19 protein-coding genes are annotated in these 17242 nt (G+C 71.3%); 1 reads left to right on the forward strand and 18 read right to left on the reverse strand.

Annotated elements, in window-relative coordinates:
• Positions 1 to 127: 127 nt before the first annotated feature.
• Positions 128 to 976, reverse strand: a complete 849-nt coding sequence (gene rpsB / locus ACZ6SD_RS18495) for a 30S ribosomal protein S2 (RefSeq protein WP_465318157.1) — start codon at positions 974 to 976, stop codon at positions 128 to 130.
• A gap of 350 nt (positions 977 to 1326) precedes the next feature.
• On the opposite strand from rpsB, the gene ACZ6SD_RS18500 reads away from it, so the two are divergent.
• Positions 1327 to 2043, forward strand: a complete 717-nt coding sequence (locus tag ACZ6SD_RS18500; RefSeq protein WP_465318158.1) for a M23 family metallopeptidase — start codon at positions 1327 to 1329, stop codon at positions 2041 to 2043.
• Positions 2044 to 2411: 368 nt separating this feature from the next.
• Here ACZ6SD_RS18500 and ACZ6SD_RS18505 read toward each other — a convergent pair whose 3' ends face one another.
• The 17 genes from ACZ6SD_RS18505 to ACZ6SD_RS18585 all read right to left on the reverse strand — a co-directional run bounded on the left by ACZ6SD_RS18505 (position 2412) and on the right by ACZ6SD_RS18585 (position 17197).
• Positions 2412 to 3347 carry a FliA/WhiG family RNA polymerase sigma factor gene (locus ACZ6SD_RS18505; RefSeq protein ID WP_465318159.1) on the reverse strand — a complete coding sequence of 312 codons (936 nt, stop codon included), beginning with the start codon at positions 3345 to 3347 and terminating at the stop codon, positions 2412 to 2414.
• Positions 3319 to 4158, reverse strand: coding sequence for a tyrosine recombinase XerC (locus ACZ6SD_RS18510; protein WP_465318207.1), 840 nt, complete (start codon positions 4156 to 4158; stop codon positions 3319 to 3321). Before ACZ6SD_RS18510 ends, ACZ6SD_RS18505 begins: the two co-directional genes overlap by 29 nt.
• 571 nt (positions 4159 to 4729) lie before the next feature.
• Positions 4730 to 5860 (reverse strand): DNA-processing protein DprA, encoded by a 1131-nt coding sequence (dprA, locus tag ACZ6SD_RS18515; RefSeq protein ID WP_465318160.1) that lies wholly within the window; start codon positions 5858 to 5860, stop codon positions 4730 to 4732.
• A 237-nt stretch (positions 5861 to 6097) separates the two neighbouring features.
• The gene (locus ACZ6SD_RS18520; RefSeq protein WP_465318161.1) at positions 6098 to 7612 is read right to left on the reverse strand and encodes a YifB family Mg chelatase-like AAA ATPase; all 1515 of its coding nucleotides are present in this window, start codon (positions 7610 to 7612) and stop codon (positions 6098 to 6100) included.
• The gene (locus tag ACZ6SD_RS18525) at positions 7612 to 7968 is read right to left on the reverse strand and encodes a YraN family protein (protein WP_465318162.1); all 357 of its coding nucleotides are present in this window, start codon (positions 7966 to 7968) and stop codon (positions 7612 to 7614) included. Before ACZ6SD_RS18525 ends, ACZ6SD_RS18520 begins: the two co-directional genes overlap by 1 nt.
• A gap of 171 nt (positions 7969 to 8139) precedes the next feature.
• Complete coding sequence (locus tag ACZ6SD_RS18530) at positions 8140 to 8463, reverse strand: DUF2469 domain-containing protein (protein ID WP_018682033.1); 324 nt, start codon at positions 8461 to 8463, stop codon at positions 8140 to 8142.
• A gap of 39 nt (positions 8464 to 8502) precedes the next feature.
• The gene (locus ACZ6SD_RS18535) at positions 8503 to 9231 is read right to left on the reverse strand and encodes a ribonuclease HII (protein WP_465318163.1); all 729 of its coding nucleotides are present in this window, start codon (positions 9229 to 9231) and stop codon (positions 8503 to 8505) included.
• Between the two features lie 11 nt (positions 9232 to 9242).
• Positions 9243 to 10115, reverse strand: a complete 873-nt coding sequence (gene lepB / locus ACZ6SD_RS18540; protein ID WP_465318164.1) for a signal peptidase I — start codon at positions 10113 to 10115, stop codon at positions 9243 to 9245.
• Positions 10116 to 10124: 9 nt separating this feature from the next.
• Positions 10125 to 11015, reverse strand: coding sequence for a signal peptidase I (lepB, locus tag ACZ6SD_RS18545; RefSeq protein ID WP_465318208.1), 891 nt, complete (start codon positions 11013 to 11015; stop codon positions 10125 to 10127).
• A gap of 183 nt (positions 11016 to 11198) precedes the next feature.
• Entirely contained in the window at positions 11199 to 12803 is a 1605-nt protein-coding gene (lepB, locus tag ACZ6SD_RS18550) for a signal peptidase I (protein WP_465318165.1), read from the reverse strand.
• Between the two features lie 198 nt (positions 12804 to 13001).
• Complete coding sequence (gene rplS, locus ACZ6SD_RS18555; protein WP_018682038.1) at positions 13002 to 13361, reverse strand: 50S ribosomal protein L19; 360 nt, start codon at positions 13359 to 13361, stop codon at positions 13002 to 13004.
• 131 nt (positions 13362 to 13492) lie between these two features.
• Positions 13493 to 14272, reverse strand: a complete 780-nt coding sequence (gene trmD / locus ACZ6SD_RS18560) for a tRNA (guanosine(37)-N1)-methyltransferase TrmD (RefSeq protein WP_465318166.1) — start codon at positions 14270 to 14272, stop codon at positions 13493 to 13495.
• Between the two features lie 2 nt (positions 14273 to 14274).
• Positions 14275 to 14799, reverse strand: a complete 525-nt coding sequence (rimM, locus tag ACZ6SD_RS18565; RefSeq protein WP_465318167.1) for a ribosome maturation factor RimM — start codon at positions 14797 to 14799, stop codon at positions 14275 to 14277.
• Positions 14800 to 14824: 25 nt separating this feature from the next.
• Entirely contained in the window at positions 14825 to 15064 is a 240-nt protein-coding gene (locus ACZ6SD_RS18570; protein WP_091449555.1) for an RNA-binding protein, read from the reverse strand.
• Positions 15061 to 15507 (reverse strand): 30S ribosomal protein S16, encoded by a 447-nt coding sequence (rpsP, locus tag ACZ6SD_RS18575; RefSeq protein ID WP_465318168.1) that lies wholly within the window; start codon positions 15505 to 15507, stop codon positions 15061 to 15063. Before rpsP ends, ACZ6SD_RS18570 begins: the two co-directional genes overlap by 4 nt.
• A 173-nt stretch (positions 15508 to 15680) precedes the next feature.
• Positions 15681 to 16436 carry a LamB/YcsF family protein gene (locus tag ACZ6SD_RS18580; RefSeq protein ID WP_465318169.1) on the reverse strand — a complete coding sequence of 252 codons (756 nt, stop codon included), beginning with the start codon at positions 16434 to 16436 and terminating at the stop codon, positions 15681 to 15683.
• The gene (locus ACZ6SD_RS18585) at positions 16433 to 17197 is read right to left on the reverse strand and encodes a lysostaphin resistance A-like protein (protein ID WP_465318170.1); all 765 of its coding nucleotides are present in this window, start codon (positions 17195 to 17197) and stop codon (positions 16433 to 16435) included. The genes ACZ6SD_RS18580 and ACZ6SD_RS18585 overlap by 4 nt, the downstream gene beginning before the upstream one ends.
• Positions 17198 to 17242 lie beyond the last annotated feature (45 nt).

A 17242-nucleotide genomic window follows, 5' to 3' on the forward strand; every position in this document is an offset into this window, starting at 1 on the left:
TTGGGGTGGAGGGGGTGGTGTCCCTTGCTCTTGGGCTTGGGGGGGGGGGTTGGTGTGCTTGTCGGGGACCTCTTTTTGTCCTCCCCCCCCCCCCCCCAGCCCCCCTCCCCCCCCCCACGGCGGAAGATCAGGACTCGGCCGGGGTGTCGGTCGCGGCCTCGACCGCCGCCGCGGCCTGCTCGCCGTCGGCCGCTGCGGTCTCGGCGCCGACGAGCAGCTCCTTCTCCCACTCGGCCAGCGGCTCGCTGCCCGCGCCCACCTCGGGCTTGTCAGCACCGTTGCGCGCACCGGACCGCGCCATCAGACCGGCGGCCGCGGCCTCGGCCACCACCTTGGTCAGCAGCGCGGCGGAGCGGATCGCGTCGTCGTTGCCCGGAATCGGGTAGTCGACCTCGTCCGGGTCGCAGTTCGTGTCGAGGATCGCCACGATCGGGATGTGCAGCTTGCGCGCCTCGCCGACGGCGATGTGCTCCTTCTTGGTGTCCACGATCCAGATGGCGGAGGGGACCTTCGCCATGTCGCGGATACCGCCGAGGGTGCGGTCAAGCTTGTCCTTCTCGCGGGTGAGCATCAGGATCTCCTTCTTGGTGAGACCCTGGAAGCCACCGGTCTGCTCCATCGCCTCAAGCTCCTTGAGGCGCTGCAGGCGCTTGTGCACGGTGGAGAAGTTGGTGAGCATGCCGCCCAGCCAGCGCTGGTTGACGAACGGCATGCCGACGCGGAGCGCCTCGTTGGCGATGGCCTCCTGCGCCTGCTTCTTCGTGCCGACGAACAGAATCGAACCGCCGTGCGCGACCGTCTCCTTGACGAACTCGTACGCGCGGTCGATGTAGGTCAGCGTCTGCCGCAGGTCGATGATGTAGATACCGTTGCGGTCGGTGAGGATGTAGCGCTTCATCTTCGGGTTCCAGCGGCGGGTCTGGTGCCCGAAGTGCACGCCGGAATCCAACAGCTGCTTCATGGTGACGACGGCCATGGCCGGGTTCGCACCTTTGCTTTCGGGCGCACCGGGCGGGTGAGGCCTGGCACGCGGTGTCGGTTTGTCGCCGCGGACCGGTGGCCCGCCGCCCTGGTGCCGTGCAGACGCCCGGACCCGCTGGTGAACTGCACCATCGAGACCGCCGGGCGTCGGTGGCCGCGGTCTGAGAACCACGGACGCGCACTGGCACGCGAAGTCGTCCGATGTCGCCACGGGACGCGGACACAGTGTACGCCGACGCCCGGCCGGGCAGAGAATCGGAGCCCGAGTTGTCAACAGTCGGCCGATTCATCCACAGGTTCGGGCACACCCTGGCACCGCCCCACCCCGCCCGGCACAGTCGAACCATGCCCACAGACCAGCGCGAACACCGAATCCGCGCCATCGCGGCGACCATCGTCACAGCGTTGACAGCCGCCTTCCTGACGGTCATGTCCGCCCCGCCCGCCCCCGCGTCGCCGCCCGGCCGCGAGCGTCCCCTGTCACTCGGCGCCGCCACGCTCGCCCAGAGCCTCGACCCGCCTCCGCCGCCGGGCAGGCCCGTTCCCGGCCTTCGGTTCACCTGGCCGCTTGCCCCACCCAGACCGGTCACCCGCCCGTTCCAACCGCCCGCCACCCTCTACGGCCCCGGCCACCGCGGCGTCGACCTCCCCGGCGCCCCCGGCGAGCCGGTCCACGCGGCCGCCGCCGGTGTGGTCACGTTCGCGGGCCAAGTGGCCGCCCGCGGCGTGGTGTCGATCGAGCACGCCCCGGGCCTGCGCACCACCTACGAGCCGCTGAACCCCACGGTCACCCAGGGAACCAGAGTCCGCGGCGGCGACCAGATCGGCCTGCTGGCGGCAGGCCATCCCGGCTGCCGCCAAGCCCCCGCGTGCCTGCACTGGGGCCTACGCCGAGGCCAGGAGTACCTAGACCCGCTGATGCTGCTGAAAACTCACCACCACGTCCGTCTCCTCCCGCCCCACCCAGGGCCAGTCCCCCCACCCAACCCAGCCAACTTCCACCCCGAACCACCCCTCCACCGAGCCCGACACCCACCTCAACTCGACCCGCTACCCGCCTGACTCCGCCGACTCCCACTTCGGGCCGACGCCCTTCTCACCTGGCCCAGCCGGCAGCGCTCTGCCTCGACCATCTGTTTCACCACCTGCCCGGGGCTCACCACCGACCTGCGGCGCGCGTTCGCCCGGGGTCGCCGTGGTGACCGCCTCCATGGCCTCCAAGTGGCTTAACGCGCCTGCTTGGCGGTCTGGCAAACGGAATGCGCGCGGAGGCTCTGGGGTGAGCCGTGTCGCCAGGACGGCTTGGCACCGACAGCGATGGTGTGCGCGAGCTGGGTGGTGCGGGGTTGCCTAGGTGATCCCGTCAGGCTCGGGGGTCGGTGTGCCGTCGTGGAGGTTGGCGGCGGGACGGTCGGTGATGGGCAGGCGGGTCAGACCTCGGCGGTTTCCATCAGCTTGGCCCGTAGGCGCAGGACGGCTCGGGTGTGCAGCTGGCAGACCCGCGACTCGGTCACGCCGAGCACGCGGCCGATCTCGGCGAGAGTGAGGTTCTCGAAGTAGTAGAGGGTGACCACCACGCGGTCGCGCTCAACGAGCAGGCCGATGGCCTCGGCTAGTTGGCGGCGGTTGTCCTGGTCGACCAGGAGGGCCACGGGGTCTTCCGCGGTCTCGTCTTCGAGGATGTCGGCGAGTGAGTTCGCGCCGCGGCCAGCGGCGGCCAGTTCGTCCAGTGCGACGACGCTGGTGAGCTGGAGCTGGGCGTAGACGTCGCGGAGTTCGCTGACGGTGAGGCCGAGTTCGGCGGCGAGTTCGGCGTCGTTGGGGGTGCGCTGGAGTTTGGCGCCGAGCCGTTCGATGCCGCGTTCGACCTCGCGCGCGCGGCCGCGCACGGTGCGCGGCACCCAGTCCTGGGCGCGCAGGTCGTCCAGGATGGCGCCGCGGATGCGCTGCATCGCGTACGTCTCGAACTTGAGGCCGCGCTCGGGCTCGAACTTCTCGATCGCGTCGACCAGGCCGAAGATGCCGGACTGGATCAGGTCGGACACGTCGACGTGCGCGGGCAGCCCGGTGCCCACGCGGCCCGCGACGTACTTGACCAGCGGCGCGTAGTGCAGGACGAGCCGGTCGCGCAGCGACTGCTCACGCTGCTCGCCGAATCTTCGCCACAGCGCGACGATGCCCGCTTCGACGTCGTCGGCGGTGCGTTGGTCCCCGGGCAGCACGCCGTCCGGCCTGCCCGCCCTGGACAGGGCGGCGTGGCCGTTCACCTGGTTCGTCGGGTCGACCGGTGCGGAAGCCTGGGACGGCTCCGCCGGTGCCCGAGAGCCATCCCCGGCGCTATCGGGAACGGGGGTGGGTTCGGTCATGGATCGCCTTCAGCCGTTCGACGGTCACGTGGGTGTAAAGCTGCGTTGTCGAGAGCGTAGCGTGACCGAGTAACTCCTGGACGCTACGAAGATCAGCACCCCCTTCGAGCAGGTGTGTGGCCGCTGAGTGACGAAGCCCGTGCGGCCCCATGTCGGGGGCCCCGGGCACCGCGGCCACGGCCTCATGCACGATACGCCGTACGGCGGCCTGGTGGAGCCGTCCGCCGCGAACGCCTAACCACACTGCCGGCGGTGAATCGTCCCGGACAAGTGACGGACGGCCCTGACGCAACCACGCTTCGACGGCTATGGCGGCCGGAACACCGAACGGGACTGTCCGCTCCTTGCGCCCTTTGCCCAGCACGCGCAGCACTCGGGCGCCCAGGTCGATGTCGTCCACATCCAACCCGCAGAACTCCGACACCCGGATCCCCGTCGCGTACAGCAACTCCACCACGGCATGATCACGCAGCGCGACCGGGTCCTCCTCCCGCGCCCCGGACTCCGCCGCCCGCATCACCGCACCGGCCTGGTCCTGCCGCAACACCGAGGGCAACGCCCGGTGCCGCCGCGGCGCCATCAGCCGAAGCCCCGGGTCGACCGCCAGCCGCCCCCGCCGGTGCGCCCACGCGGTGAACGTCCGAGCCGCCGCCACCCGCCGAGCCAACGTCGTCCTCCCCGCACCCGCGGCGCGCTGCGCGGCCAACCACCCGCGCATGGCGGTCAGATCGAGCCCCACCGCGTCCAGGCTCGCCGCCGCCGCGCCTTCGTCTTCCCGCACATCGGAATCCCCCTCACCGGACCGCCCCAAACGACCCCCCACGCCGTCGCTGCCAAGCGACGACCCCGCCTCCCCTGGGCCGTGCGGCGAACCCGTCTCGCCCGGCTCTGAGTCCGGTGACGCCAAGCCGCCCGAACCCAGCGGCTCCAGACGGCGCCTTGGCGGCGCGCCCGGGCCCGCTGGTTCAGGGTTCGCGCCAGCCGGGCCCGCTCGGCCCGGGATCGGAGCGGCTGAGGGCAGGCTGTCCGAGGGTGGGTGGCCTGATGCCTGCCCGTCGGAATCCCGCGTCCCGGAACGCGTCTCCTTCGGTAGGTCAGGTTCACCTGATCGTGCCGTCTCCGAACCGGGCAGGACGCCCGGGACGCCGTGCAGGAAGCCGAGCAGGGAGACCGCGTCGCCGAGGTAGGCGCGGACCGTGTGGTCGGACAGGCCGCGTTCCAGGGCGAGATGCCGTTCGTACTCGGTCAGGACCGCGCGGACGTGGGCGGGCAGCACGGCGCGGACCCGGTGGAGGTCGGCTCGGGTGATGCGGGTGGACGCGTGCGGCACAGTCTTGACGCTGGGGCACCGGGGGCCCTTGGTCAAGCATCGCCACGCGGTTTCATGATCGGACTCTCGTCCAGCCCTCCTCTCCCCGGGCGGCCAGGCCGGTCAGTTCCAGTTCGGGCAGGAGCGCGCGAACCCGGTCCAGGGGCACGCCGGACTCCGCCGCGACCTGCTCGGGGCTGCGCCCGGCTCGGCCGCTGAGGGCGTCGTGGACGCGCAGCGCCTGCTCGCCCAGCCCGTCTGTCGGCCGCTTCGGCGCCGCGGCGACCGGGGCCAGTTCGCCGATCTGGCCGACCGCCTCCAGGATCTCCGGCACCGAGCACGTGAGGGTCGCGACCCCGGTGCGCAGCAGTTCATGGCAACCATGCGACATCGCCGAGCCGATTGAGCCGGGCACGGCCAGCAGGATCTTGCCCAGGGCCGCCGCGGAGCTTGCCGTGTTGCGGGCGCCGCTGCGCACCCCGGCCTCCACGACCACGGTTCCCAGGCCCATGGCCGCGATCAACCGGTTCCGGACCAGGAACCGGTGCTTGGCGGGCGGTGTGCCGGGGGCGTATTCGCTCACGACCGCGCCGTCCTTGGCGATGCGGTCGAGCAGTGCGGTGTGCGCGGCCGGGTAACTGAGGTCGACGCCGCACGCGAGGACGGCGATGGTCGTCCCGTGCCCAGCCAACGCCCCTCGATGGGCCGCGCCGTCGATGCCGTACGCGGCGCCGGAAACCACGGTCACGGACTCCTCGGCCAGCCCGTACCCGAACTCGCTCGCCACATGTTCGCCGTAGGCGGTGGCCGATCTGGCTCCCACCACCGAGACCGCGCGGTGGAGCGCGTCATCGAGCGGCGCCGGGCCGCGCACCCACAGGGCCAGCGGCGGCGCGGCCCACCGCAGTCCCCGGGCGAGGGCGTTGGTCAGGCACAGCAGCGGCCAGGCAGGCCACTCCGGGTCTTCTGGCACCACAAGCCGCGCCCCCACCGCCGCCGCGGCGGCCAAGTCCTGCGCGGCGAGATCCTGCTCCCGCCGCGCGGACGTCTCATCGCGCACCGCGTCGGGAACGCGTCCCTCCCGCACCAGAGCGGCGGCCCGCACCGGCCCGCAGTCCGCGACAAGCGCCCCCAACGCGGGCGCGGGCGGCTCGGCGACCCGAACCAGGTATGCCCGGGCAAGTCGGATGTCATCCACAGCCATGCCCCCAGCCCGACACGCCCGGCGACCGCGTTCTCCGGCCAGACCGTGTGGGCGGCGAACCCGGCGACCGGCAAGAACCTGATCGCGATGTCAGTGAGCGGCTGAGTGCAGTGGGACGCGGGTAGCAGCGACGATCAGCGAACACAGTGCGAACTCCTTGCTTTGGGTGGTCGATTGCGGGCTTGGTGAAACGTTCATGCGGCACTGGCAGTCGATTGGGGTCTGCGAGGGCGGTGGTCATGCGGCGCGGCGTTCGCGGAATTCGAGGGCGGTGGCGACGTGGTCCGCGGTGGGGGTGGGGGCGCCTGCCAGGTCGGCGAGGGTCCAGGCGACGCGGAGGCAGCGGTCGGCGCCTCGGGCGGTCACGGCTCCGGTGTTGAGGCCGCGGTCGAGCAGGGCGGTGGCCTCTCTGGGGAGGGAGAAGTCGCGGCGTAGTGCTGGGCCGGGCGCTTCCGCGTTGGTTTGCCAGCCGTGGGGGGACCAGCGGTGGGCGGCTCGGGCTCTGGCCTCTTCGACGCGGTCCCGGACCGTCGCGGTGCGCTCCGGGGTGATGTCGCCAGCGCGGGACATCGCGGTGATGGGGCGCATGCGGACCCGGAGGTCCACCCGGTCCAACAGCGGGCCGGAAAGGCGCGCGAGGTAGCGGCGGCGCGCGTACGGGGCGCAGGTGCAGTCAGCCTCGCGCGGCGGGGCGCAGGGACAGGTGTTGGTCGCGAGGACCAGTTGGAACCGGGCCGGATAGTGGACGACGGCGTCGCGGCGGGCCAGCCGGATCTCGCCTTCCTCCAACGCGGTGCGCAGGGCCTCCAGGCGGTCGGCGTGGAACTCGGCGGCCTCGTCGAGAAAGAGGATGCCGCGGTGGGCCTTGCTGATGGCGCCTGGTTTGGCCACGCCGACACCGCCGCCGACGAGGGCTGGAACCGAGGTCGTGTGGTGGGGCGCGATGAACGGCGGCACGGTGATCAGCGGAGACTCCGCGGCCAGGTCGCCCGCGACGGAGTGGATGGCGGTCACCTCCAGCGCGTGCTCACGCGGCAGCGGCGGGAGCAGGCCGGGAAGACGCTTGGCCAGCATCGTCTTACCGGTGCCCGGTGGGCCCAACAGCAAGATGTGGTGGCTGCCCGCCGCGGCGACCTCCAGCGCCCAGCGGGCCTCGGGCTGGCCGATCACATCCACTAGGTCCGGCGGAGCGGATGCCTGCGGGACGGCCGCTTCCCCCGGCCGCGACAGTGCCTCGGTGTCGCCGCGAGCCCAGGCGAGCACCTGGGACAGGGTGGCGGCTCCGCGCACGTCCATGCCGCTGACCAGGGACGCCTCGGCGAGCGCTGGCTCCGGGACGATCGCGCGGCGCAATCCGGACCGGCGGGCGGCGAGCAGGCACGGGAGGACGCCGCGGACCGTGCGGAGGCGGCCGTCGAGGGCCAGCTCGCCGAGCAGGACCGTGTCGGCGAAGGCGTCCGGCGGGATCTTGCGGTCGGCGACGAGCACGACGGCGGCCAGCGCCAGGTCGTAGCCGGAGCCGCCCTTGGGCAGGGCCGCCGGGGACAGTGCCAGGGTGACCAACTGGTCCGGCCACTCGATGCCGCTGTTGCGCACGGCCGCGCGCACGCGTTCCTTGGCCTCGTTGAGCGCGGCGTCGGGCAGGCCGACGATCTGCGTCCGGGGTTTGCCGCCGCCGATGTCCGCCTCGATCTCGACGGTGATGCCGTCGACACCGAACAGGGCCACCGACCAGACGCGGGCGAGGACCATCAGAACGCTCCGCGCAGGTGGCGGATCCGCGGCTCACCGCGCGGCGGCAGGACAACCGAGACGATGTCGAACCGGATCTCGCCCGGCGGAATGCCGCGGTCGACGCGCCAGCGCGTGGCGAGTCTGCGGATACGGGTCGCCTTGGCGTCGGTCACCGCTTCCGCCGGGGCGCCGAAGTCGGCGCCCGCGCGGGTCTTCACCTCGCAGACGACCAGGCGGGACCCGTCCGCGCAGACGAGGTCCAGCTCGCCGAGTTCGCAGCGCCAATTCCGGTCGAGGATGACGTGGCCGGAGTTCTGGAGATACCGCGCGGCGATGTCCTCGCCGCGTCGGCCGAGCAGCAGGTGTGCCGTCATGACCGCTCCTGTCGGGGATCGTGGCACGGCGGGCGCCGTGTCCGATTTCGACAGTGCCGTCAGGAGCGGGGGTGTCGCCAGGGGTGGTCGCGAGCTGTGGACAACTCTCGCGATTGGGGACAACCCGGCTCGCGATGATCTTCGCGAGCCGGGGGTTGTCGGTAGGCTGTGCTAGCCGCTGAACGGGCCGTCCTCGGGCAGCCTCAGGTCCGGTTTGTCGAGTTCTTCGACGTTCACGTCCTTGAACGTGATCACCCGGACGTTCTTGACGAACCGGGCGGGCCGGTACATGTCCCACACCCAGGCGTCGGACATCCGCACCTCGAAGTAGACCTCGCCATCGGCGTCGCGCACCTGCACGTCGACGCCGTTGGCCAGGTAGAACCGCCGCTCGGTCTCCACCACGTACGCGAACTGACCCACGATGTCGCGGTACTCCCGGTAGAGCTGCAGCTCCATCTCGGTCTCGTACTTTTCGAGATCCTCCGCGCTCATCTGCCGCGCGCCCCTCCTGGTAGTGGCCTGTGCCGCCCGCTACTGCGGGGGTTCACCATTCTGGACCACGGCCGATGCCGCGACACTCAGCGCCACCCGATGTGGCGCCCGAAGACCGTGCGCGACCCCCGCCGCGGCGACGTTCACATACGACCAGCGGTGCTCGTGGCTGGGCCCGTGCTCGCGCAGCGCCCGGCTGTGCAGGCCGGTGCAGTAGCCCTTGTGCACGTCGAACCGGTAGGCAGGCAGCGTCTCGTGCAGCTCCGCCATGATCCGGTCGCGGGTGACCTTGGCCAGCACCGACGCCGCCGCGACGCACGCGGCGGCCTGGTCGCCCTTGAGCACCGGCATGCTCGGCGCGGTCAGCCCCGGCACCCGGAACCCGTCGACAAGCACGTACCCGGGATGGGTGGTCAACCGGGCCACCGCCCGCCGCATGCCCTCGATGTTGGCCACGTGCACGCCCATCAGGTCGACCTCGGCGGTCGGCACGACCACGACGGAGTAGTCGACGGCGCGCTCGGTGACCAGGTCGAACATCCGCTCGCGCGCGGCGGCGGTCATGAGCTTGGAGTCGGTCAGCCCGTCGAGCCGGGCCGCGTCGCCGGGGCGCAGCACGCAGGAGGCGATCACCAGCGGGCCCGCGCACGCGCCTCGGCCCGCCTCGTCCACGCCCGCGACCGGGCCCAGGCCGCGCCGGTGCAGCGCGGCTTGCAGACTCCAGGTCCCCGCGTCGCGGCGCAGGACCGCGCGTGGCGGCATCAGCATCGCTCCCCCTTTCACCGCTCCCCCGTCCCGGGCCGGACCAGCGAGCGCACGCGCCTGCCCAGCCACAGCGTCGGCCACGCCGCCGCGACACCCAGACCAGCCGGAATACCCGCCTGCCACGCCGGAGCGGACAACGCCTGCGGATCGTGATCACCCACGCCCCGCCACCGCGACGGCGGCAAAATGATCGCCCGCGCCTTCCCGATCACATTGTCGACCGGGACAAGGCCGTTGAGCCCGCCGTTGCCCTGGGTGCGGGAGTCGCCCGAGTTGTTGCGGTTGTCGCCCATCACGAACAACAGTCCCTCCGGCACCGCGACCGGTGAGAACTCCTCTTGCTGGTTCCCCGTCTCAGGATCCCAGTGGATGTAAGGCTCGTCCAACGGCTTGCCGTCCACCAACACGCGGTTCTGGTCGTCGCAGCACTGCACTGTCTGCCCGCCGAGAGCGATGATGCGCTTCACCACGTCGTCCTCGTCCGGGGCGGCGAGCCCGAACTGCGCGCCGATGCCCTGGAGCCACCGCACGACCTCGTTGTCGGAGCGGTTCGCCCGGAACTCCGACCGGTTCCACGTGCCGGGCCGCTCGAAGACGACCACGTCGCCTGACCGCGGCTCGGTGAACAGGTAGGTGAGCTTGTCGACCACGATGCGGTCGCCGTAGCAGCCGGGGCAGCCGTGCAGGGTCTGCTCCATCGACTCGGACGGGATGACGAACACCCGCGCGATGAACGCCTGGATCAGGAACGTCAGCACCAGGGCGATGCCGATGAGAATCGGCAGCTCCTGCCAGAACGGACGCCGCTTCTTGGGTGATCCGGGGTCCCGCTCGGGCCGGTCGACGTCGTCCCGGTCGCCGTCTGGGGCGGTTGATCCGTCGGACACTGGGGCAGCCTACCGGGGCGTTCTCTTGTCATCGCGAGTCAGGACGCCGCGCACGCGCCTGCCCAGCCACAGCGTCGGCCACGCCGCCGCGACACCCAGACCAGCCGGAATGCCCGCCTGCCACGCCGGAGCAGACAACGCCTGCGGATTGTGATCACCCACGCCCCGCCACCGCGACGGCGGCAAAATAATCGCCCGCGCCTTGCCGATCACGTTGTCAGCCGGGACGAGACCGTTCTCCCCGCCGCCGCCCTGCTTGCGCGAGTCGAGGGAGTTGTTGCGGTTGTCGCCCATCACGAACAGCTTCCCGGGCGGGACGGTGATGGCGCCGAAGTCCTCTTGCATCACGTCCGCGTACGGGCGGTAGACGTACGGCTCGTCCAGCGGCTTGCCGTCCACCAGCACGCGGTTCTGGTCGTCGCAGCACTCGACGGTCTGCCCGCCGACCGCGATCACCCGCTTGACGACGTCTTCCTCACTCGGGTCGGCTAGGCCGAACTGCGCGCCGAGATCCTGGAACCAGGACACCAGGGGGTTGCCGGAGCGGCCGTTGAGGCCGGTCTGGTCCCAGGTCGAGGGGCGCTCGAACACGACGACGTCGCCCGGCGCGGGATCGCGGAAGTAGTAGACGACCCGGTCGACGAGGACCCGGTCGCCGGTGCAGCCCTCGCAGCCGTGCAGGGTCTGCTCCATCGACTCGGACGGGATGACGAACACCCGGGCGAGGAACGACTGGATCAGGAACGTCAGCAGCAGCGCGACGGCGATGAGGATCGGCAGTTCGACCCAGAACGGGCGCTTCTTCTTGGCCTGCTTCGCCTTCACGGGCACGTCGTCGCCGTCGGCGCCACCGGCCACTGTGTCACTGTCCACTGTGGGCGCGGTCTCGGCCTGGGCCATGGCGTCGACCTTGGCGATGGCGGCGTTCTTGTCCTGGGCGGCGATTTCGGCGGTCGCGGTCTCGGCGTCGATCTTGGTCTGGGTGTCGACCTCGGTCGATGGCCGCGTGGAGTCCCGGTCGGAGACGTCGAGATGGTCGGCGCCACGTCCATCCCCTGGCACGGCGCCGTGTGGGTCCGACAACTATTCAGCCTTCCTGGGTGTGAGGACGTCCTTGACGCGGCGGCTGAGCCAGAGCACTGGCCAGGCCGCGGTCAGCCCGATACCCATCGGGATCCCCTGATGCCAGCCTGCCGCCGCGAGGTCTGGGCTTTCCTGTGGGTTGTGGTCGCCGATTCCGCGCCACCGGGACGGCGGCAACACGATGTAGCGCGCCTTGCCGATGACCTTGCCGAGCGGAACGACACCGCGAACACCGCCACCACCCTGGAACCGGGAGTCCGACGAGTTCCCTCGGTTATCACCCATCACCCACAGTGTGCCCTCGGGCACGGTAACGCGTGAGAACTTCTGGCGCTCGTCGGGGCCGCCGTTTTCCCAGTACACGTAAGGCTCGTCCAACGGCTTGCCGTTGACCAGGACCCGGTTCTGGTCGTCGCAGCACTCGACGGTCTGCCCGCCGACCGCGATGACCCGCTTGACGAAGTCCCGTTCGTTGGGCGGGGCGATGCCGATGAACGCCCCGACGTAGCGCAGGCTGCGGGTGAAGACGTTGCCTTCTTCGGTCTTGACGTCGTTCTCGGTCCAGGTGTTGGGCCCCTCGAAGACGATGACGTCGCCCGGCTCTGGGTCGCGGAACGAATAGATGATCTTGTCGACGAAGACCCGGTCGCCCGTGCAGCCAGGGCAGCCGTGCAGGGTCTGCTCCATCGAGCCGGACGGGATCGAGTACACGCGGCCGACGAAGTGCTGGATGACGAACGTCAGCAGCAGCGCGACGCCGATCAGCACCAGGATCTCGCGCCAGAGCGGCTGACGGCGCGGCGGCCTGCGGTGCTTACCGCGCTTCGGACGGTCCTCGGCCTCTTCCGCGCTGTCAGCACTGTCCGCGACGCTCTGAACGGGCGTCTCGTCCGCGGTCTCCTCGGGCGGGGCCGTCGAGGGCTTCACGGGGGAATACGCCCGGACGCGCGGAATGAGGTCGGTGAGGTCGGAGTCGGCGCTGGCCACCGGCTCCCGCCTGCGCGAGATCGGCTCGGTGAGGCGCCGCGCGGTCGGGTCGGCGGGCCCGGCTTCCGGGGTGTCGCCCGGCGAGTCGGCCTCGGGCGGGGCCGGGGCGGGCGGCTGCGCACGTCCGGCGGCCTCCGGCGCGGCAGGACGCATGACCGGATCCGTGTCGGGGTCCGGGTCGGGCCGGAAGAGAACGTCCGTCGAATGAGTGGCCGGGGGGTCCACGGGCGGGTTGTCCGGCGACAATCGCGGCGCCGACAGGTCGTCCACCCGCAAGCGGGCGCTGTCTGACGACGCGGGGGTGATGCCCAGGCGGGCGTAGGTGTCTACCGGCGGCTCGGTAGCCGACGCCGGGAACCAGTCGGACGGATCGGACGGCTGCTCAGGTTCACCCGAACGGGTGGGCCGCGCGACAGGGGGCGGAGCGGCGGGCGTCCACCCCTCCGCAGGCGGCAGCGAGTCCTCCGGCAGCGGCGGGCCGAACCAGAACTCCGGCTCGGCTGGCTCGACCTGCGGCAGCTCCGGGATCTCGGGGAGCAGCGGCGGCTTGCGCGGGATGGCGTCGGTGTAGGCGGTCTCGCCGTTGGCGGCGATGCCGTTGGCCGAGGCCCCGTTCACGTGGTGACCATTGGTCTTGGTGCCGTTGACCGCACGACGGCTAATCGGTTCGGTGTACTGAACCTCGCCCTGATCATGCGAATGGTCGACCGCCTCCTGACGCCGCTGCTCCGGATCTGCCACGGCGTCCGGCGGCATGCGATGAAAGGGACGGTCGACCACGCACGTCAGACTACGTGAGCCGGTGTGCTAACCGCGTCAGGAAGCGGTCTGCGGCTCGCGCTTCTCCTTGATCTTCGCGGCCTTGCCGCGAAGCTCGCGGAGGTAGTACAGCTTGGCGCGGCGCACGTCGCCACGGCGGGCGACCTCGATCTCGGCGATGTTCGGGGTGTGCACCGGGAAGGTGCGCTCCACGCCGACGCCGAACGAGACCTTGCGCACGGTGAAGGTCTCCCGGATGCCGCCGCCCTGACGACGGATCACGACGCCCTGGAAGACCTGAACGCGCGAGCGCGAGCCCTCGATGACGCGAACGTGGACCTTCAGCGTGTCACCCGGGCGGAAGTCCGGGATGTCGGAACGCAGCGACTTGGCGTCCAGGGCATCCAGGGTGTTCATCGGTAGTCCGTCCTCGTCTTTGGAGAGATTCTTCGTGCCTCCCGGCCGCAGACGGCATGCTGCCGAACAGTCCAGCCTGGGAGTGGGCTTGGTGAGCCGCGCTCTGGGGGCGCGTCAACCCGGAAAGTATGTCAGACGCTGTCGGCGGATCGGAAATCGGCCCCCGCCGCCTGCTCCAGCCGGTCGATCAGCGCCCGGTCGTGCTTGTCGAGCGCGGCGGGCGGCAGCGCGGCGAGCAGGTCCGGCCTGCGCTCGAAGGTGCGCTCGATGGCCCGGTCGCGCCGCCAGCGGGTGATGGCCGCGTGGTTGCCCGAGCGCAGCACGTCGGGGACGGCGCGGTCGCGCCACACCTCGGGCCGGGTGTAGCTCGGGCCTTCTAACAGGCCATCGGAGAACGAGTCCTGTTCGGCGGAGGCGGGATTGCCCAGCACGCCGGGAAGCAGCCGGGCCACCGCCTCGACCATGACCATGACCGCGACCTCGCCGCCGACGAGCACGTAGTCGCCGATGGAGACCTCGTCCACCCGCATCCGGGTGGCCGCGTCGTCCACGACGCGCTGGTCGATGCCCTCATAGCGACCGCAGGCGAACACCAGGCGCGGCTCGGCGGCGTACTCGTGCGCCATGGCCTGGGTGAACGGCCTGCCCGCTGGCGTCGGCACCACCAGGCGCGGCGCCGGGTCGCCCGCGCACACCTCGTCCAGCGCCTCGCCCCACACCTGGGGCTTCATGACCATGCCGGGGCCGCCGCCGTACGGGCTGTCGTCCACGCCCTTGTGCACGTCGTAGGTCCACTTGCGCAGGTCGTGCACGCCCAGGCTGAGCAGGCCGCGCTCGATGGCCCGCCCGAGCAGCGCGGCCCGCAGCGGTTCGAGGTATTCGGGGAAGATGGTGACGACGTCGATGCGCACGGCTACTCGATCAGACCTTCCGGCGGGTCGAGGACGACCTTGCCGCCGCGCACGTCGACCTCGGGGACGATCTCGCGGACGAAGGGCACCAGCACCTCGCCGCCGCCGTCGCGGTCGAGGACCAGCAGCTCGCCGCCGGGGCCGTGCGCGATCTCGCGGACCGTGCCCACGCGCGTTCCGTCGACCAGGAAAGCGGCCAGGCCCTCAAGCTCGTGGTCGTAGTACTCGTCCGGGTCGCCGGTCGGCGGCAGGTCGGCGGTGTCGGCGAGCAGGAGCGCGCCGCGCATCGTCTCGGCCGTGTCGCGGTCGGGGACCTCGGTGAAACGCACGAGCAGCCGCCCGGAGTGACTCCGGGCGGCTGCCACGGTGAGCGTGCGTTCGACGCCGTCGCGCGGCCGGGCGGTGACCGTCGCCCCGAGCGCGAACCGCCGCTCGGGGGAGTCCGTGCGCACGTCCACGGCGAGTTCACCGGTGATGCCGTGCGCCTTGGCCACGCGGCCGACGACAACGAGATTCACAGCGTTCATGGATGTGCTTCGCCGATCAATGCGATCAGTGATCGGTGTCCACCACGTCCACGCGGATACCGCGACCGCCGACACCGGCCATCACGGTCCGGAGCGCGGTCGCGGTGCGGCCACCCCGGCCGATCACCTTGCCGAGGTCCTCCGGGTTGACGTGCACTTCGAGCGTGCGGCCACGACGCGTCGTGATCAGCTCGACCTGCACGTCGTCGGGGTTGTCGACGATGCCGCGCACCAGGTGTTCGAGGGCGTCCGCGAGGGCACTCACTCGGCCGCGGCCTCGGTCTCGGCGGCCTCGGCGGGCTTGTCCTCGGCCTTCTTGGGCGCGGACTTCTTCTTCGGGGTCGTCGCGTCGGTGGCGGGCTCCTCGCCCGCGGCCTTGAGCGCGGCCTCGAACAGCTCCTGCTTCGAGGGCTTGGGCTCCTTGACCTTCAAGGTGCCCTCGGCGCCCGGCAGGCCCTTGAACTTCTGCCAGTCGCCGGTGACCTCGAACAGGTGCTTCACCGAGTCGGTCGGCTGCGCGCCGACACCCAGCCAGTACTGGGCCCGCTCGGAGTCGACCTCGATGAGGCTCGGCTCCTCCTTCGGGCTGTACCGGCCGATCGTCTCGATCGCCTTGCCGTCGCGGCGGGTGCGCGCGTCGGCGACGACAATGCGGTAGAACGGCGCACGGATCTTTCCGAGCCGCTGCAGCTTGATCTTGACAGCCACGGGTTGGGGTGCTCCTCAAAGCTCTCGGTATCGCGGGGGTTGAGCGCGGCGGGCCCGAGTGGGGTCAGGTCGCCGAGCCCGAAGGTTCAGGCGTCATGGCGCGGTGAGAGGGTCCGGCCACGACGGACAGCCGCCAATTGTGCCAGACCCGCTCCCGCCACTCGACTCGCGGGTCAGGAAGCGAAGGCGGCGACCGTGATTCCGGCGCTGTCGAGGGCCGCCCGGACGGCCCGCGCGTGGCCGACCGCGCCGGGGGTGTCGCCGTGCAGGCACAGCGACCGGGCGGGCATGGACAGGACCGAGCCGTCCACCGCGACCACCTCGCCCGCCTCGGCCAGGCGCACGGCCCGCGCGACCACGGCGTCGGTCTCGGTGAGCAGCGCGCCCGGCTCGCCGCGCGGCACGAGCGCGCCTTCGGGGGTGTAGCCGCGGTCGACGAACGCTTCCCGGACCGCCGGTAGTCCGGCTGACTCGGCGGCGGTAAGCAGGCGCGATCCGGGTAGACCGAGGATCGGTAGCTCGCCGAACGCGCGAACACCGTCGACCACCGCGCGCGCTTGCGCGTCGTGGTGAACGGTGGCGTTGTAGAGGGCGCCGTGCGGCTTCACGTAGACCACGCGGGTCCCCTCGGCGCGGGCGCACGCGTCGAGGGCGCCGATCTGGTAGAGCACCTCGTCGGCCAGGCGGGCGGGCTCGACGTCGATGAACCGCCGCCCGAAGCCCGCGAGGTCGCGGTAGGACACCTGCGCGCCCACGGCCACTCCCCTGGCCGCCGCCGACGCGCACACCGCGCGCATGGTGGACGCGTCGCCCGCGTGGAAACCGCAGGCCACGTTGGCCGAGGTGACCACGTCGAGCAGCGCGTCGTCGTCGCCGAGGCGCCAGACGCCGAAGCCCTCGCCGAGGTCGCTGTTGAGGTCGACGCTCACGGCTGCATCACGCCCAGGCTGATGAGCAGCACGGCCAGCGCGGGCAGGAAGTTGTTGACCTGGTGGGCGACCACGCTCGCGCCGAGCCGGCCGGTGACGAGCCGGGCCAGGCCGATGGGCACGCCGATGACCAGCAGCAGCGACGTGCGCAGCGGTTCGAGGTGGCTGACGGCGAAGATGACGGTGGTGAGGGCGAACACCACCCAGCGGCCCCACTCCAGCCGTTCGAGGGCGCCCCAGAGCAGGCCGCGGTAGATGATCTCCTCCAGCAGCGGGCCGATCAGCCACACGTAGAGGAACAGCAGGACAGCGGCCGCCACGGGCATGGCCTGGTTGTCGACCAGCCTGCCGAGCGAAGACGTGGCGTTGTCCTCGCCGACGACGCGCGTCCAAATGGCCGCGGCGACGGTCGTGCACACCAGGCCGATGAGCCCGAACTTGATGCCGACCCGCACGTCCTCGCGGTTGTAGGACAAGCGGAGGTCTATTTTGGGGCCGTTTCCGCGCAGCTTGGTCACTAAGAGCGCGGCGGCGGTGGCGAGCATGGTGGGCACCATCGTGCCGACCAGAATCGCCGCGACCGAGTCGGTCGACTTCGGGGAGGCCAGGCCTATCAGCGCCCCGATAAGCACCGCGGAGAGCACGAAGATCGCGAAGACCAGCAGGAAAGCGCCGAAGCCCCACCGGTGATCGCGCACGGGCGGCGAGGCCGCCGCGTCGGTGATCGGTGCGGCGGTGGGCTCCCCCGGAAGCGGGGTCATCACGCGCCTCCCCCCTGTCCGATAATTGCTGTGTCGACGAGACTA

This window comes from Actinokineospora sp. NPDC051303 (genome assembly GCF_055586285.1).

What these genes read in the sequence shown, in the direction of transcription:
- lepB (WP_465318208.1), bottom strand. Translation starts at nt 11,015, where the DNA reads ATGGCCCAGGCCGAGACCGCGCCCACAGTGGACAGTGACACAGTGGCC.
- ACZ6SD_RS18530 (WP_018682033.1), bottom strand. Translation starts at nt 8,463, where the DNA reads ATGAGCGCGGAGGATCTCGAAAAGTACGAGACCGAGATGGAGCTGCAG.
- ACZ6SD_RS18520 (WP_465318161.1), bottom strand. Translation starts at nt 7,612, where the DNA reads ATGGTCCTCGCCCGCGTCTGGTCGGTGGCCCTGTTCGGTGTCGACGGC.
- ACZ6SD_RS18585 (WP_465318170.1), bottom strand. Translation starts at nt 17,197, where the DNA reads ATGACCCCGCTTCCGGGGGAGCCCACCGCCGCACCGATCACCGACGCG.
- rpsB (WP_465318157.1), bottom strand. Translation starts at nt 976, where the DNA reads ATGGCCGTCGTCACCATGAAGCAGCTGTTGGATTCCGGCGTGCACTTC.
- ACZ6SD_RS18505 (WP_465318159.1), bottom strand. Translation starts at nt 3,347, where the DNA reads ATGACCGAACCCACCCCCGTTCCCGATAGCGCCGGGGATGGCTCTCGG.
- rimM (WP_465318167.1), bottom strand. Translation starts at nt 14,799, where the DNA reads ATGAACGCTGTGAATCTCGTTGTCGTCGGCCGCGTGGCCAAGGCGCAC.
- ACZ6SD_RS18500 (WP_465318158.1), top strand. Translation starts at nt 1,327, where the DNA reads ATGCCCACAGACCAGCGCGAACACCGAATCCGCGCCATCGCGGCGACC.
- ACZ6SD_RS18525 (WP_465318162.1), bottom strand. Translation starts at nt 7,968, where the DNA reads ATGACGGCACACCTGCTGCTCGGCCGACGCGGCGAGGACATCGCCGCG.
- dprA (WP_465318160.1), bottom strand. Translation starts at nt 5,860, where the DNA reads ATGGCTGTGGATGACATCCGACTTGCCCGGGCATACCTGGTTCGGGTC.
- rplS (WP_018682038.1), bottom strand. Translation starts at nt 13,361, where the DNA reads ATGAACACCCTGGATGCCCTGGACGCCAAGTCGCTGCGTTCCGACATC.
- ACZ6SD_RS18535 (WP_465318163.1), bottom strand. Translation starts at nt 9,231, where the DNA reads ATGCTGATGCCGCCACGCGCGGTCCTGCGCCGCGACGCGGGGACCTGG.